General features: G+C 71.0%; 14 protein-coding genes. 4 read left to right on the top strand and 10 right to left on the bottom strand.

What is annotated here, in order from left to right; genetic code table 11:
- Positions 1-36: 36 nt before the first annotated feature.
- Together ACWD26_RS28530 and ACWD26_RS28525 are read right to left on the bottom strand one after the other, a co-directional pair.
- The gene (locus ACWD26_RS28530; RefSeq protein ID WP_451274806.1) at positions 37-237 is read right to left on the bottom strand and encodes a hypothetical protein; all 201 of its coding nucleotides are present in this window, start codon (positions 235-237) and stop codon (positions 37-39) included.
- A 399-nt stretch (positions 238-636) separates the two neighbouring features.
- A complete protein-coding gene (locus tag ACWD26_RS28525; RefSeq protein ID WP_451274805.1) occupies positions 637-918 on the bottom strand; it encodes an acylphosphatase in 282 nt (93 codons plus the stop codon).
- A gap of 191 nt (positions 919-1109) precedes the next feature.
- Between ACWD26_RS28525 and ACWD26_RS28520 the strand changes: the two genes are divergently transcribed.
- On the top strand, positions 1110-2075 hold the full coding sequence (locus ACWD26_RS28520; RefSeq protein WP_451274804.1) for a CAP domain-containing protein: 966 nt from the start codon (positions 1110-1112) through the stop codon (positions 2073-2075).
- Between the two features lie 100 nt (positions 2076-2175).
- Complete coding sequence (locus ACWD26_RS28515) at positions 2176-2616, top strand: winged helix-turn-helix transcriptional regulator (RefSeq protein ID WP_451274803.1); 441 nt, start codon at positions 2176-2178, stop codon at positions 2614-2616.
- Here the strand turns inward: ACWD26_RS28515 and mutM are convergent.
- From mutM to recG, 8 genes are all read right to left on the bottom strand, one after another.
- Positions 2589-3449 (bottom strand): bifunctional DNA-formamidopyrimidine glycosylase/DNA-(apurinic or apyrimidinic site) lyase, encoded by an 861-nt coding sequence (mutM, locus tag ACWD26_RS28510; protein WP_451274802.1) that lies wholly within the window; start codon positions 3447-3449, stop codon positions 2589-2591. The two genes, ACWD26_RS28515 and mutM, sit on opposite strands and share 28 nt — an antisense overlap.
- A 376-nt stretch (positions 3450-3825) precedes the next feature.
- A complete protein-coding gene (rnc, locus tag ACWD26_RS28505; protein WP_451274801.1) occupies positions 3826-4641 on the bottom strand; it encodes a ribonuclease III in 816 nt (271 codons plus the stop codon).
- Positions 4642-4660: 19 nt separating this feature from the next.
- A complete protein-coding gene (gene rpmF / locus ACWD26_RS28500; RefSeq protein ID WP_007493396.1) occupies positions 4661-4834 on the bottom strand; it encodes a 50S ribosomal protein L32 in 174 nt (57 codons plus the stop codon).
- A gap of 2 nt (positions 4835-4836) precedes the next feature.
- On the bottom strand, positions 4837-5481 hold the full coding sequence (locus ACWD26_RS28495; protein WP_451274800.1) for a YceD family protein: 645 nt from the start codon (positions 5479-5481) through the stop codon (positions 4837-4839).
- A gap of 151 nt (positions 5482-5632) precedes the next feature.
- The gene (locus tag ACWD26_RS28490) at positions 5633-6718 is read right to left on the bottom strand and encodes a cell division initiation protein (protein ID WP_451274906.1); all 1086 of its coding nucleotides are present in this window, start codon (positions 6716-6718) and stop codon (positions 5633-5635) included.
- Between the two features lie 89 nt (positions 6719-6807).
- Positions 6808-7287: a pantetheine-phosphate adenylyltransferase gene (gene coaD / locus ACWD26_RS28485; protein ID WP_451274799.1), complete on the bottom strand. Its 480-nt coding sequence runs from the start codon at positions 7285-7287 to the stop codon at positions 6808-6810.
- A gap of 26 nt (positions 7288-7313) precedes the next feature.
- The gene (gene rsmD / locus ACWD26_RS28480; protein ID WP_451274798.1) at positions 7314-7901 is read right to left on the bottom strand and encodes a 16S rRNA (guanine(966)-N(2))-methyltransferase RsmD; all 588 of its coding nucleotides are present in this window, start codon (positions 7899-7901) and stop codon (positions 7314-7316) included.
- 139 nt (positions 7902-8040) lie between these two features.
- Positions 8041-10257, bottom strand: coding sequence for an ATP-dependent DNA helicase RecG (recG, locus tag ACWD26_RS28475; protein ID WP_451274797.1), 2217 nt, complete (start codon positions 10255-10257; stop codon positions 8041-8043).
- 191 nt (positions 10258-10448) lie between these two features.
- Here recG and ACWD26_RS28470 point away from each other — a divergent pair, with 191 nt between their 5' ends.
- Positions 10449-12356 (top strand): HSP90 family protein, encoded by a 1908-nt coding sequence (locus ACWD26_RS28470; RefSeq protein WP_451274796.1) that lies wholly within the window; start codon positions 10449-10451, stop codon positions 12354-12356.
- Positions 12353-15295 (top strand): tetratricopeptide repeat protein, encoded by a 2943-nt coding sequence (locus tag ACWD26_RS28465; RefSeq protein ID WP_451274795.1) that lies wholly within the window; start codon positions 12353-12355, stop codon positions 15293-15295. Before ACWD26_RS28470 ends, ACWD26_RS28465 begins: the two co-directional genes overlap by 4 nt.
- Positions 15296-15302: the final 7 nt, after the last annotated feature.

Here is a 15302-nt window from a genome sequence, read left to right as displayed (position 1 = left end):
CCAACCACTGCTGTCTGTCGTGGTGCGATGCAGTGATCAGGTGAGCGCAGGCTCCGCCTGGTGTGCGTCGAGCTCCATGAGCGAGTCGTGAGAAGCGGCAGCCGTCAGTGCGTCGTTCTCGGCCTGGATCCGATTGAGCTCGGATTCCAGGTCCTGGACGCGCTGCTGGAGCCGTCGCATCTCGGCGAGGAGTCGCGGGTCGGAGCCGCCGACGTAACCGAGAAGCGCCTTTGCCATGATGGATGGTCCTCCACAATGAGTGACCGACCGAAGCGGTGTGGGTCGTGAGGGAATCGCACCCGTGGTGCTTGGCACTGTTGAGTTTTTGCTGCCGTACTCCATGCCAAACAGCTAAGGTGCGCGGGGCTTTCAGCGTCTCACCAAAAAGTTTGACGGTCAACACGATCACGCCCCGTATTGGCGGGCACCCCGGTGGCGCGCGGCCCTGAGCGGGCGGCGCTGCGGCGGTTCCGGGACCTCTCCTGACCGGCGAAACGAAGGGATCATCCCTTCTTCGGAGACTGCCACGACAATCCCGTCTTGGCAATCACCTGCACATTTCTGGTTTGTACATGCCGCTGGCATATGCCGTTGGCGCACCCTTCCGTGCTCCTCCCGGCCGCTTCTCCGAAGGGGTCAGCGGATGGCGAAGCCGTCATAACCCCCTCGCGGTGTGTCCCAGATCTCGGTGACCCCGTCCACGCGCCCGGGCGTGTCGTCACTCTGGAGCCACTGGAGAAGCCCTTCGCACGCCTCACGGGAGCCCTCGGCGACCACCTGGACCCGCCCGTCGGCCAAATTGAGAGCAAAACCACTCAGCCCGCCGATCTCCAGCGCCCTGGCCCGGGTGAACCAGCGGAAACCCACACCTTGCACCCGTCCACGCACCCAGGCGACCAGCCGTACATCCTCGCTCATGCCTGCACGCTAACGGGCCAATGTCCCCCGGGCCTCTCCCTCCCCTGGCGCCATGCTGTACCGTCCCCACCCAATGAATCTCATATGAAACTCACTCGTTCGTGTGGGGTTCGTGAAGAAGACGAGCACAACGTTGACGACATCACCAACGTTGACCGCTGGGACACCGCAAGGACGAGGAAGGCCAAGACATGGGACGCCACCGACGCTCCGCCGCCGGCCGCGCCGCCAGGGGGGGCCGTGCCACCGGGGTCACGGACCTCGGCTTCCCTTCCGAGGAGCCCCATTACGGTCCGGAGAACCTGTACGGGTTCGCCGCGGTCCTGGAGGCGGACGCACAGGCCGCGTCGCGTGCCGGTGGTTCACGCCGCCGCAAGAAGAAGACCGTGACCCCCGTGAAGACCGGTCTCCTCGGTGTCTCCGCCGCCGTCGCCCTCGGCACCGTCGCGGTGGCCACCGGGGTGCTGCCGGGCGGCGACAAGTACACGGTCAGCGGGGGCGCCAGCAACGAGACGGTCGTGCCGGCCGGCTCGCCGACGGGTGCGGCGGCCCAGCAGGGCGGCACGGACGGCGCCGCGCAGGAGCAGCGCGAGGACGAGTCCACCAGCCGTGACGCCGAGCGCGAGGCCTCGCCGTCGAACAGCCCGTCCCCCTCGAAGACGCCGTCCGAGAAGCCCTCCGAAGAGGCGGACAAGGGCTCCGGCTCGAAGAAGACCAAGAAGCCGAGCGCCGAGCCCACCAAGGAGAAGAAGACCGTTCCCCCGGCGGAGGTCTCCTCCGAGACCCAGGCCGAGGCCGCGGTACTCCTCCTGGTCAACGAGGAGCGGGCCAAGGCGGGTTGCAGCCCGGTGGCGGCCAACAGCGACCTGGCGAAGCTGGCGGAGGCCTTCAGCGAGGACATGGCCCTGCGCGGCTTCTTCGACCACACGAACCCTGACGGCCAGGACCCGTGGGACCGCGCCACCGCCCTCGGGATCATCGGCCTCGGCGGCGAGAACATCGCCCGCGGCCAGGCCACCGCCGAGGCGGTCATGGAAGCCTGGATGAACAGCCCGGGCCACAGGGCGAACATCCTGAACTGCGACTTCAAGACCCTCGGCGTCGGCGTCCACATGGGCGACGGCGGGCCGTGGTGGACGCAGGACTTCGGTTACTAGGCCGTAGAGCCGCTCGTCAGTCGGGATCACCCCACGCGCTGCGCTAACTCGAAGTTAGTGCAACCTTCTGGTTAGCGCTGTGCCGGAGTATTCTGGGCGTATGGAATCAGCCGCGCAGACCGCCGTGACGCCCGCGCTGGCCGCCTCGGGCGCGGACGCCGTGAACCTCGACGACCTGGCCTTCGACGTGTTCGCCAGGAACTGTCCGTCGCGGGGCACCCTGGAGCACGTCACGGGCCGCTGGGGCGTGCTCACGATGGGCGCGCTGCACGAGGGCTCGCTCCGCTTCAACGAGCTGCGCCGACGCGTCGACGGCGTCAGCGAGAAGATGCTCTCCCAGACCCTGCACGCGCTGGAGCGCGACGGCCTGGTCCATCGCGAGGCCCAGCCCACCAACCCGCCCCGCGTCGACTACACACTCACCCCGCTCGGCCGCGAGGTCTCCGAGCGCCTGCTGTCCCTCATCACCTGCGTGGAGGACCGCATGGAGGACGTGCTCCGGGCCCGCACGCGTTACGACGAGGCCCGCGGCGCCCGCTGACACGTCGGGCAGAAGTAGCTGGACCGGTTCATCCACGGCCGGCGCCGCATCGGCGTGGCACAGCGCCGACAGGGGAGCCCTTCGCGGCCGTACGCGTCGAGCGAGCGGTCGAAGTACCCCGACTCACCGTTGACGTTGACGTACAGGCTGTCGAAGCTCGTGCCGCCCACCGCCAGGGCCGCGTTCATCACGTCCCGTATATGGCCCAGGAGTTCAGTGGTGCGCGGGCGGGTGAAACCGGCGGTCGGGCGCTCGTAGTGGATGCGTGCGCGCCAGAGCGCCTCGTCGGCGTAGATGTTGCCGACCCCGCTGATCAACGACTGGTCGAGCAGGGCCCGTTTGATGGTCGTACGCTTCCGCCGCAGCGTCTGGTGGAAGGCCTCGGCGTCGAACAGCGGGTCGAGCGGGTCGCGGGCGATGTGCGCGATGACGTCCGGCAGACCGTCGGGGGTGGTGTCGTGCAACGACAGGCCGCCGAAGGTGCGTTGGTCCACGAAGCGGAGTTCGGTGGCGAGGTCGTCCGCGAAGCGGACGCGGATCCTGAGGTGCTTCTCGTCCGCCGCGTCGTGCGGCTGCACGAGCAGTTGCCCGCTCATCCCGAGGTGGGCCAGCGCGGCGATCCCGGTGTCCTCCACCGGCAGCCACAGATACTTGCCCCGCCGGCTCGGCTCGCCGATCCGGTGCCCCTTGAGGCGGTGCGCGAAGTCCTCGGGGCCGGCCAGGTGCCGCCGGATCGAGCGCGGGTGCAGCACCTCGACGTCGGCGACGGTGCGGTGGGCCACCCAGCGTTCCAGTCCCCGCCGGACGACCTCGACCTCGGGAAGTTCGGGCACGGGGTCCTCCGGTGGCGGTGTGGGATGACGTCGGCAGCGTACCCGGTGGCCAGGGGGCGTCGGCGAGGCGGCCGTCAGGGGTGAGACCGGGGGTGAGCAGGGAGCGGGGCCCTCGCTCACCGGCGACTGGGTGCCGTGGCACGGGACGTCGGTGGGTGTCGTCATGGAGATGTTGCCGTGGGCATGCCCGATCTGTAGCCGTGCCCGCCGATGGCGGCTGCCGCGAGGTGGTTCACCGTGTCGTCGCTCGGTGCTCCGCCCGCGTCCGCTGCCGCGGCCCTGTCCCGCTTCCCCACAAGTCATCGCCTCGCACGGAATGCCGAAACCCCCACCGGAAGCGTGTCCGGTGGGGGTTTCGATCGATCCGGTCCCGGTGTCAGGCCGGGGCGGTGTCCGAAGGTGTGTCGGCGGGGTCGTCGGGCTGGGCCGCGGCCTCGGCCGCCGCCTTCGCCCGTTCGTCCGCCGCGGCGCGGATCGCACGCCAGGCGGACTCGGCCGCCTGCTGCTCCGCTTCCTTCTTGCTGCGGCCGGTGCCGGTGCCGTACGAGACGCCTCCGACGCGGGCGGCAGCTGTGAAGGTCTTCTCGTGGTCGGGGCCGGTCTCCGTGACCAGGTACTCGGGCACACCGAGCCCCTCGGTCGCGGTGAGCTCCTGGAGACTGGTCTTCCAGTCCAGGCCGGCTCCGAGATTCGAGGACTTCTCGATCAGCGGGTCGAACAGGCGGTGCACCAGCTCCGCCGCCGAGTCCAGTCCCTGGTCGAGATAGACCGCACCGATCACCGCTTCCAGGGTGTCGGCGAGGATGGACGCCTTGTCCCGGCCGCCTGTGCCCTCTTCACCGCGGCCGAGCCGGATGAAGGAGCCGAGGTCGAGCCCACGGCCCACCTCCGCCAGCGCACGAGAGTTGACCACCGCGGCCCGCAGCTTGGCCAATTGGCCTTCGGGCAGGTCGGGGTGGGTGCGATACAGCGTGTCCGTGACCACGAGGCCGAGGACGGAGTCCCCGAGGAACTCCAGGCGCTCGTTGGTGGGCAGACCGCCGTTCTCGTACGCGTACGAACGGTGGGTCAGCGCGCGCACCAGAAGGGCGGACTCGAGCTGATAGCCGAGCCGCCCTTCCAGAAGCGTGTGGGACGAGGCTGTGTTCTCCGCCTTTTTCTTGGCGTTGGTCTCCGCCTTGGCGTCAGACATAAAGCCTCTCACCAGCCGCTCAGACCTCGAGGACCTGGCGCTTGTTGTAGGTGCCGCAAGACGGGCACGCGATGTGCTGCAGCTTGGGCTCGTGGCAGCGCTCGCACGCAACCAGGGTGGGGACCGCAGCCTTCCACTGCGACCGGCGGTGGCGCGTGTTGCTGCGCGACATCTTCCGCTTCGGAACAGCCACGGCTACTTCTCCTGCTTCTCGTCGACGCCCGGTTCGGCGCCGCTCATCTCGTCCTTCTCGCCATCTTCGAGTGAACCGGCGAGTCCCTGCAGTGCCGCCCAACGGATGTCGACGGCGTCGTGGTGGTGGTCCGGGTCGTCCGCGAGCCTGGCTCCGCACTCGGAGCACAGGCCGGGGCAGTCGTCCTGGCACACCGGCTGCATCGGCAGTGCGAGCACCACCGCGTCACGCAGCACGGGTTCGAGGTCGAACAGGCCGTCCTCGATGAAGAGCCTGTCCTCGTCGTCCTCGGCGTCGGCGTCGGGCTCCGCGATCACGCGGCCCCGCTCGTCGGCGTCGGGGTACGAGAACATCTCCTGGAAGTCCGCTTCGAGCTCCAGCTCCAGCGGCTCCAGACACCTTACGCACTCCCCCTCGGCCTTGGCACGGGCGGTGCCTGTGACAAGCACCCCTTCCATGACCGACTCCAGGCGGAGTTCGAGCTCCACCGGGGCGCCTTCCGGCACTCCGACGACCCCCTTGATCCCGAGGTCCTTCGGAGCGTCGACCGAGCGCGTCAGGCGCTGCAGCGCACCGGGCCGCCGACCCAGCTCGTGCGTGTCGAACACGAGGGGGTTGCGGTGGTCGAGGCGGGCGTTCAGAGCCATTTCTGCTTTCGGTCTTCGGAACTCGGAGGAGGGCGCCGCCCCCGGTGTTCCGGGCAGCGCACGATCGCGGGCGTCTTCTGCGGACAGCATGAACGCACGCGCGACCGAAGAGCCAGGATACTGGACCTTTCGCTCACGGCCCAATCCGCTGTCAGCGGCCCTGTTCGTAGCGGCGCAGCTGCTCCGCCGTGATCATGGTGGTGTCGAAGAGGCTGGTCTCGTCGAGCGCGTTCGCCGGCTGCTGCGCGTACCCCTGATGGTCCTGGTGCCCCTGGGGCCCCTGCTGGTCCTGGTGGCCCTGGTTCGGGTCGTACGCCGGCTGCTGCGGGTAGCCGGCCGCGTACGGGTCGGCCTGCTGGTAGCCGTAGGGATCGGCGGCCTGCTGGGGCTGGGTGTACTGCTGCTGGTAGCCGCCGTACGGATCCTGCTGGTACGCCGTCGCCTGGTACGCGTCCTGCTGCTGGCCGTACGACTGCTGCCCCGGCACGGACGGGGACCGCTGGGCGGGGGTGTCGGAGAGCTCGGCCAGTCCGGCCAGGTAGTCGGCGTCGCTGGTGAGCTGCGGAGAGGTGCCGTCGTCGTTCAGCGCGAGGGCGCCGAGGTCGTCGGTGGCGATGCGGCCGTGGAGCTTCTGCCGACCGCGGCCGACCGCCTCCAGGGTCTTGGCGAGGACCGCCTCGAAGGCGCCGAGCTTGGCGTCCACGTAGGCGTCGGCGTCGCGACGCAGGGTCTCGGGGTCGTGGCTGCGCTCGGGGGCGTCCTCGTCCTCGTAACCCTGCTCGTCGAGACCGGGGCCCGTGCCGAGGAGCTTCTCGCGGCCCCGGCCGACCGAACCGAGGGTCTTGGTGAGGACGACCTCGAAGTTGGCGAGCTTGGAGTCGACGTAGTCGTCGGCCTCGGCGCGGACCTCCTCGGCCTCCTGGCGGGCCTCGGAGAGGATGCGGTCGGCCTCGTTCTGGGAGCGGCGGGCGACCTCGGTGTCGGAGATCAGGGAGCCGCGCTCGGCGTGTGCGTGCTCGATGATCCGCTCGGCCTCCTGGCGGGCCCGCTCGACCATGTGGTCACGGTCGCCGATCAGCTCCCTGGCCTGGGCGAGGGAGTCGGGCAGGGCGGCGCGCAGTTCTTCGAGCAGGGAGAGCAGTTCGGCGCGGTTGACCACGCACGAGGCCGACATGGGCATGGATCGGGCGCCGGAGACCACCGAGACGATCTCGTCGAGCTTCTTCTGCACGTCCACCGTGTGGTCCACCGTGTGCTCGCCACTCTCTACAGCTGTGTTGGAGACGGTCGGGTCGACTGTACGGCCAGCGGGGGACCTTCGTCCGCTCAGTCCCGCTTCAGTCGCTCGCTCAGCGCTTGGAGGACGAGCGGGGGCACCAGGTGGGAGACGTCGCCGCCCCAGGTCGCGACCTCCTTGACCAGGGAGGACGACAGGAAGCTGTAGGTGGGGTTGGTGGGGACGAAGAGGGTCTCCACGCCCGACAGGCCGATGTTCATCTGGGCCATCTGCAGCTCGTAGTCGAAGTCGCTGACCGCGCGCAGGCCCTTGACGATGGCGGGGATGTCGCGCTGCTTGCAGAAGTCGACGAGGAGGCCGTGGAAGGCCTCCACGCGTACGTTCGCGTACTCGCCGGTGACCTGGCGGATCAGCTCCATCCGCTCCTCGACCTCGAACAGGCCCTTCTTGGACTTGTTGATCATCACCGCGACGTAGACCTCGTCGTACAGCTTGGAGGCGCGGCCAATGATGTCGAGGTGGCCGTTGGTGATGGGGTCGAACGACCCGGGACAGACGGCACGGCGCACTTGGGATCCCTCGCTCTCCGGTCCGGTCATCGTGCGTCTTCGCACGTAGAGGCGGCGCGACCGTACCAAAACGTTCCCTCGCCGTAGCGACGGGCCCTGATGGCTTCGAAACCGGTCGGCCAGGCGAATTCACCGCCTCTGGTGCTGCGCTCCACGGTGACGAGGGCTTCCTCGCCTAGCCACCCCCCGGTACGGAGTGTGAGCAGAATCTCGCGAAGATCGTCGTCGGAGACGGCGTACGGGGGGTCGAGGAAGACGAGGTCGTACGGCTTCTCCGGCGCCGGGCCCTGGATGATCTGCTCCGCTTTGCCCGACCTCACTTCGGCGCCGGGGAGGCCGAGCGATCGGACGTTGTCGCGGATGGTGCGGGCCGCTCGTGCGTCGGCCTCCACGAGGAGGGTGTGGCCGGCGCCTCGGGAGAGGGCCTCCAGGCCGACCGCGCCCGAGCCCGCGTACAGGTCGAGGACCCGTTCGCCGTCGAGGGGGCCGCCGAGGAGGGACTGCCAGGTGGAGAAGAGGCCTTCGCGTGCGCGGTCGGAGGTGGGCCGGGTTCCTGTGCCGGGCGGCACAGAGAGACGGCGTCCGCCGGCTGCGCCGGCGATCACGCGGGTCATCGTGGGTCCTTGTTCGAGGGCGTGGTCACGGGTCCAGTCTGGCAGTCGGAGATGGGGGGTGCGTGAGCACCGTGAACGGCTGCGGGTTCGTCGTGGCTGCTCTCGCGGTTCCCCGCGCCCCTGAAGGGGCGCACTGCCCTCAGCCCTTGTCCAGGTACTGCTCCCTCTCCTCGTCCAGCAAGGCGTCCAGGGCTGTCCTCAGCGCAGGCAGGCGCTCCAGGTCCGGGTCGGCGGCCACCACCGCTGCCGCCTCCTCTCTCGCCTCCGCGATGATCTCCTCGTCGTCGATGACGGTCAGCATGCGCAGGCTGGTGCGGGCGCCGGACTGGGCCTGGCCGAGAACGTCGCCCTCGCGGCGTTGTTCGAGGTCGATGCGGGAGAGCTCGAAGCCGTCGAGCGTGGAGGCGACGGCGCCCAGGCGCTGACGGGCGGCGCTCGCCTCCGGCATCTCGGTGACCAGGAGGCAGAGGCCCGCGGCGGAGCCTCGGCCCACCCGGCCGCGGAGCTGGTGGAGCTGGGAGACGCCGAAGCGGTCGGCGTCCATGATCACCATGGCGGTGGCGTTCGGGACGTTGACGCCTACCTCGATGACCGTGGTGGCGACCAGGACCTTGGTCTCGCCGGCGGCGAAGCGGCGCATGACCGCGTCCTTGTCGTCGGGGTGCATACGGCCGTGCAGGACTTCGACCTTCAGGCCCTGGAGGGGGCCCTTGGTGAGTTGGTCGGCGACCTCGAGGACGGCGAGGGGCGGGCGCTTCTCCGCCTCGTCCTCGGGGGACTTCTTGCCGGACTTCTTCGGGTCGGCGGGTTCGTCGATGTCGTCGCCGATGCGGGGGCAGACGACGTACGCCTGGTGGCCGTTCTCCACCTCCTCGCGGACGCGCTCCCAGGCGCGGGCGAGGAAGTGGGGCTTGTCGGCGGCCGGGACGACATGGCTGGCGATGGGTGAGCGGCCGGCGGGGAGTTGGTCGAGGACCGAGGTCTCCAGGTCGCCGAAGACGGTCATGGCGACCGTGCGCGGGATGGGGGTGGCCGTCATGACGAGGAGGTGGGGCGGCTGCTTGCCCTTGCCGCGCAGGGCGTCGCGCTGTTCCACTCCGAAGCGGTGCTGCTCGTCCACGACGACCAGGCCCAGGTCGTGGAACTGCACCTTGTCCTCGATCAGCGCGTGGGTGCCGATGACGATCCCGGCCTCGCCGGTGACGAGGTCCAGCAGCGCCTGCCGGCGGGCCGCGGCGCCCATCGAGCCGGTGAGCAGCACCACCTTGGTGGCGTGCTCGGCGCCGCCCAGCATGCCGCCCTCGGCCAGCTCGCCCATCATCTCGGTGACCGACCGGTGGTGCTGCTGGGCGAGCACCTCGGTGGGCGCCAGCATGGCCGCCTGCCCGCCCGCGTCGACGACGGCGAGCATGGCGCGGAGGGCCACCATGGTCTTCCCACTGCCGACCTCTCCCTGGAGCAGCCGGTGCATCGGGTGCTCGGTGGCCAGGTCGTCGAAGATCTCCTTGGAGACCTTGCGCTGGCCCTCGGTGAGGGTGAAGGGGAGCCGGGCGTCGAAGGCGGTGAGGAGGCCTTCGGGGGCGGGGCGGCGGGCGACGGCGGGGAGTTGGGCGTCGGCGTGGCGGCGGCGGGCCAGGGCCACCTGGAGGACGAAGGCCTCGTCCCACTTGAGGCGGTCGCGGGCGGACTCGATGTCGGCCTTGGTGTGCGGGCGGTGGATCTTCAGGAGGGCTTCGGGGAGGGTGGCCAGGCCTCGGCCCTCCCGGAGGGAGTCGGGCAGGGGGTCGACGGCGTCCTGCGCGCTCGGCAGGACCGTCTGCACCGCCTTGGCGATCTTCCAGGACTCCAGCTTGGCGGTGGCCGGGTAGATCGGGATGAGGGCGCCGGCCCAGGTGTCGACGGTCTCCGTGACGTCGTCGCCGCGCAGCAGTTCGTAGGCCGGGTGGGCCAGTTGGAGGCGGCGGTTGAAGACGGAGACCTTGCCGGCGAAGAGGGCGCGGGTGCCGGGGAGGAGCTCCTTGTGGGGTTTGTGCACGCCGTTGCCGAAGAAGACGAGCTGGAGGCGGCCGCTGCCGTCCGTGATGGTCACTTCGAGGCGCTGGCCCTTGCCCCGGGGGGCCTTGGCGGAGGCGAAGGTGTGCAGGCGGGCGTCGGCGACCTGGGCGACCACCGTGACGTGCTCGTCCATGGGCAGGTCGGCGAGGTGGGTGAGCTGCCCGCGCTCCTCGTACCTGCGGGGATAGTGGTGCAGCAGGTCCCCGACGGTGTGCAGGCCGAGGTGCTCGGCCATCACCTTCGCGGTGGCGGCGCCGAGCGTGTTCTTGAGCGGTTCTTCGAGCGCGGGCACGAGATCCATTGCACACCACGGCACTGACAATCCCGTATACGTCCCCGAAATCCGCTGGTCAGACGGGTCGTTCGCGCCTAGGATGACGCACTCCCGGGCCCAGCAGTCGGGCCCTGCCGCCTCCGTCCGCGGTCACCGTCTCGCGGGACCGCCCGACCCCGCCGCCGTCGCCAGATTCCCCTCCCACCGGCGCTGCGACGATGGATTCAATGACCTCACAGTCATCCCAGGCACCTCGGATTCCTCAGTCACCCCAGTCACCTCATACGTTCCAGGTCGATCTGCGTGGCCTGGTGGATCTGCTCTCGCACCACCTCTACTCCAGTCCGAAGGTCTATCTGCGCGAGCTGCTGCAGAACGCCGTGGACGCGATCACCGCGCGCCGCGCCGAGCAGCCCGACGCTCCCGCCCGGGTACGGCTGTTCGCCGAGGGCGGCGCGCTGTGGGTGGAGGACTCCGGCATCGGGCTCACCGAGGCGGACGTGCACAGCCTGCTGGCCACGATCGGGCGCAGTTCCAAGCGCGGCGACGGTGGCATCCAGGAGGTCCGCTCGGACTTCCTGGGGCAGTTCGGCATCGGGCTCCTCGCCTGTTTCGTGGTCGCCGAACGCATCCGCGTGGTCAGCCGCAGCGCCCGTACGCCGGACGCGCCGCCCGTGGAGTGGACGGCGGCCGATGACGGCTCGTACACCGTGCGGACGCTGCCCGACGAGGCGTGTCCCGAACCGGGCACGACCGTGCACCTGGTCGCGCGGCCCGGTACGGCCGACTGGCTCTCCCACGCGCGCGTGCTGACACTCGCGCGGGACTTCGGGTCGCTGCTGCCGTACGACGTCCGGGTGGGCGACGAGGCGGTCACCGATCTGCCGGCGCCCTGGGAACGCGCGTACCCCTCCCCCAGCACCCGCAAGGTGGCCCTGGCGCGGCACTGTCACGACCTGTTCGGGTTCACTCCGCTGGACTCGATCGACCTGGACGTGCCGCTGGCCGGGATCCGGGGTGTGGCGTACGTCCTGCCCTCGGCCGTCAGCCCGGCCCAGCGGGCGGGCCACCGGGTGCATCTGAAGGGCATGCTGCTCACCGAGCGGGCCGAACAGCTGCTGCCGGACTGGGCGTTCTTCGTGCGCTGTGTGCTGGACACGGACAGTCTGCGGCCCACGGCCTCGCGGGAGTCGCTGTACGAGGACGAGACCCTGGCGGCCGTCCGGGAGGCGCTGGGCGAGCGGATCCGCGGCTGGCTCACGGGGCTGGCCGCCGGTGATCCGGAGCGGCTGGCGGCCTTCCTGTCGGTGCACTACCTGGGCGTGAAGTCCCTGGCGCGGCACGACAGGGAGATGCTGCGCACGATGCTGCCGTGGCTGCCCTTCGAGACGACCGACGGACGGCTGTCCCTGGAGGAGTTCGCACAACGGCACCCGGTGGTCCATTTCACGCGCACCGTCGAGGAGTACCGGCAGGTCGCGCCGATCGCGTCCGCCCAGGGCGTCGGCGTGGTCAACGGCGGCTACACGTACGACAGCGAGCTGGTCGAGGCGTTGCCGTCGGTGCGCCCGGGGACGGTCGTCGCCGAGCTGGACGCCGACACGGTGACCGCGCACCTGGACACGGTGGACCCGGACGTGGAGCTGGCGCTGGCGGGCTTCCTGTCGGCCGCGCGTGCCAAGCTCGATCCCCTGGGGTGCGATGTGGTGCTCAGGGCCTTCCATCCGCTGTCGGTGCCCGCGCTGCACCTGGACGACCGGTCCTCCCGGCACGAGCAGGCCCGCGCGGAGGCCGAGGAGCAGGCCGACGACCTGTGGGCGGGCATCCTCGGCTCGCTGCGGGGCAGCGCCCCGCGCGCGCGGCTGGTCCTCAACCACCTCAACCCGTTGATCCGGCGGATCAGTTCCCTGACCGACCGGGAGCTGATCGGCACGGCCACGGAGTCCCTGTACGGGCAGGCCCTGCTGATGGCCCAGCGGCCGCTCAGGCCCGCCGACTCGGCGCTGCTGAACCGCGCGTTCATCGGCCTGCTGGAGTGGGCCACGCACACCGAGCCGGGGTCGGGGCCCGGCTCCGGTCCTGGGTCCGGTTCGGGCTTCGGCTTCGGGGAGGGCGGCCGCGGATGAGTGACGTCATGGATTCCATGGACTTCGACGAGCTGCGCCGGGCCATGGCGGAGAACTACGAGCAGCCGGAGGGTCCCGCACGCAACGCGCGCGCGGAGCGGCTGCTCGCGGAGGCCGAGAAGCTGAACGTCCCGCTCGCCGTGATCGAGGCGCTCGGGCACCAGCTGAAGGTCTACAACTACAGCTCCGAGAAGGACAAGATGTTCGTCCCCTTCGCGCGTCTGCTGCGCATGTGGGACGAGCGCCCGGAGGACTTCGACGAGTACGAGATCCACTCCCTGCACTGGGTCTTCAAGTGGATGTCGGCCGGCATGCTGAACCAGCCGCACATCCCGCTCGCCTCCATCGAGAAGTGGCTCGGCGAGATGGAGCACCGCTACCGGCTCGCCGGGCACTCGGAACGGGCCGTGCGCAGCGCCGAGTTCAGTGTGGCCGCGCACATCGGTGACCTGGGGCGGGCCGAGCGTGCGTACGGGGCGTGGCTGGCCGCCGACCGGGACGCCATGGCCGACTGCCACGCCTGCGAGCTGCACGGCCAGGGCTGGTGGCAGGCCCGGCAGCGCAGGGACGACGAGGCGTTGGAGCTGTGGGCGCCGGTCCTGGAGGGCGAGTACACCTGCGCCCACGAACCGCACACCATCCTGGCGTCGTCCCTGGTCCCGCTGCTGCGCCTGGGACGGACGGACGAGGCGCGGGGCCACCATCTGCGGGGTTTCCGGCTGGTGCGGGCCATGGAGAGCATGCGGGGCGCGTACGCGGACCACGTGGAGTTCTGTGCCCTGACCGGCAACGAGGCGCGCGGCCTGGAGCTGCTGGCCGAGCGTCCGGCGTACTTCACGGACTCGGGGGACCCGCGCAGCAAGCTGGACTTCATGAGCGTGGTCGCGCTCCTCATGAACCGCCTGACCGCACGTGGGTTCGACGATCAGACCGTCCCCGGTCCCCCCGGCCGTACCTGGACCGCCCGCGAACTGGCCTCCCACGCGCGCGAGGAGGCCCTTTCCCTGGCCGCGCTCTTCGACGAGCGCAACGGCACGGCGTACGTCAGCACGCATGTCCGGGAGCGGATGGACCGGTCGCCGCTGCTGGACCGGCTGCCGCTGGGGGTGCGCTCGACGCGGACCGTCGTGCCGGTGCCCGCGCCCCGGCAGCCCGCCGCCGTGGAGCGGACGGAGTCCTCCGCCGCCCCGGACGACCTGCCCTCCCTCCTCGCGGAGGCGCGGCGGCTCTCCGCGTCCCTGCACCCGGGTTCGGTCGACGCCTGGGCCGCCGTGGCGCGTGCCGCGCGGGCCGAGGGCGGGGAACTGGAGGCCTGGGACCGTGCGGAGATCGTCGACCACGAGGCGATCGGCCTCGGACCCGAGGGCCGCGCCTTGTTCGAACGGGCCGCCGAGCTGTACGAGGAGGCCGGCGACCCCGGCGAGGCGCTGGCCGCACGCGCGCGTGGGGCGAACGTCCACGCCCTGACGGGGCACTCGGATGCGGCCCTGGAGTTGATCTCCGAGCCGTACGAGAAGGTCCTCGCCCTCTGGGCGGACGGCGGGACGGGCGTGCGGCAGACCGCGTCCGTGCTGGTGGGGCGAGCGCGGATACTCGTCCAGCGGATGCACGAGTCGGAGGGGGCCGACGCGGTGGCCCCCGCCGAGGCCGCCGTGCGGGAGCTGGCGGAGTTCGTCGAGCCGCGCCGCGCGCAGGACGTGCGGCTGGCCTCACGAGCTGCGGAGGCCCAGGCGATGCTCGGGGAACTGGCCGCGCACGGCGGGGACGCAGAGAGGGCCGCCGAACTGTTCGCGGAGGCGTCGGAGCGGTATGTGGCCGCCGGGCTGCCGTGGTTCGCGGTGCAGTACGAGGCGCGGCTCGCCGGGGTCGCGCAGCATCTGGGGGACCTGGAGACCGCCGAGGGGGCGGCCCGGGCGGCGCTGGAGCACGGCGGGGCGGATCTGGAGCCGGTGGGCCACGCCCAGCTGCACCTCCAGCTGGCCGAGCTGCTCGGCGCCGGTGAGCGGGTCGATCAGGCCGCGGAGCACGCCCTGGAGGCGGCGCACTGGGCCGACGAGGCGGGCGAGGGCACCACGCTGGGCGCCTGGGCGCGGCATCTGCTCGGCGGGTTCCTGCTGCGGCTGGGGCGCTGGGCGGAGGCGGCCGAGGTGCTGGAGTCGGCGCTGCCGGATCTCACTGCCGAGACGCACGGGGAAGGGGCCGTCGCCCAGACCCTGTGGTGGCTCGGAGACTGCCACACCGAGCTGGGTGAGCACCGCGAGGCCGCCGAACGGTGGCTGCGGGCGGCCGACATCGCCCGGCACTGGCCCGAGCAGCGCGACCACGCGATGCTCGCCCATCTCGCCGCCGAGGCCCTCGCGCGCGCGGGAATGCCCGCCGAGGCCGACCGGGCGTACGCGCGTGCCGTCGATCTCTGGGGCGAGCTGGGGAACGTCCACGGGTATGTCCGGGCGCTGCGGGCGCGGGCCTGGTACGCGGGGCGCGCGGATCGTGAGGGGGCCGACCTCGACGTGGCGCGTGAGTTGATGGGTGACGCGGTGGTGGGGTGCGAGGCGGCCCTGTCCGATGTGGCCGGTGAGGAGAACCGGCGGCGCGTCGTTGCGGAACTCGGCGAGACGTACCGGCAGTTCGGTGACCTGCTCGCCCGGTCCGTGGCCGAGGACGCGGACCTCGCCTCCTTCCGGCCGGTCTTCGAGGAGGCGCTCGTGTTCGTCGAGCGGGCGGTGTCGGTGTACGACTCCCTCGGGGCGGACTTCGTCGACGCGCGTACGGCCGCGGAGCTCGCCGCGGGGTGGTTGGAGGCGGATCTTCAGCGGGGGGCTGCCGCTGGGGGGCGGGCGCGGGCCGTTCTGGTCGCGCTGGGTGACCGCGACGACGAGACGGCGGTGGCTCGGCGGGCGGAGGCGGAGCGGCTGCGGGAGGTGGCGGGGGAGGGCTGAGCCGGGG

It is taken from the genome of Streptomyces sp. NPDC002787, from assembly GCF_053592095.1.
This window is presented reverse-complemented; position numbering and strand designations above follow the sequence as displayed.

Coding starts and splice junctions, on each gene's coding strand:
- ACWD26_RS28530 (WP_451274806.1), bottom strand. CDS start 237: ATGGCAAAGGCGCTTCTCGGTTACGTCGGCGGCTCCGACCCGCGACTC.
- ACWD26_RS28525 (WP_451274805.1), bottom strand. CDS start 918: ATGAGCGAGGATGTACGGCTGGTCGCCTGGGTGCGTGGACGGGTGCAA.
- ACWD26_RS28520 (WP_451274804.1), top strand. CDS start 1,110: ATGGGACGCCACCGACGCTCCGCCGCCGGCCGCGCCGCCAGGGGGGGC.
- ACWD26_RS28515 (WP_451274803.1), top strand. CDS start 2,176: ATGGAATCAGCCGCGCAGACCGCCGTGACGCCCGCGCTGGCCGCCTCG.
- rnc (WP_451274801.1), bottom strand. CDS start 4,641: ATGTCTGACGCCAAGGCGGAGACCAACGCCAAGAAAAAGGCGGAGAAC.
- ACWD26_RS28495 (WP_451274800.1), bottom strand. CDS start 5,481: ATGGCTCTGAACGCCCGCCTCGACCACCGCAACCCCCTCGTGTTCGAC.
- rsmD (WP_451274798.1), bottom strand. CDS start 7,901: ATGACCCGCGTGATCGCCGGCGCAGCCGGCGGACGCCGTCTCTCTGTG.
- recG (WP_451274797.1), bottom strand. CDS start 10,257: ATGGATCTCGTGCCCGCGCTCGAAGAACCGCTCAAGAACACGCTCGGC.
- ACWD26_RS28470 (WP_451274796.1), top strand. CDS start 10,449: ATGGATTCAATGACCTCACAGTCATCCCAGGCACCTCGGATTCCTCAG.
- ACWD26_RS28465 (WP_451274795.1), top strand. CDS start 12,353: ATGAGTGACGTCATGGATTCCATGGACTTCGACGAGCTGCGCCGGGCC.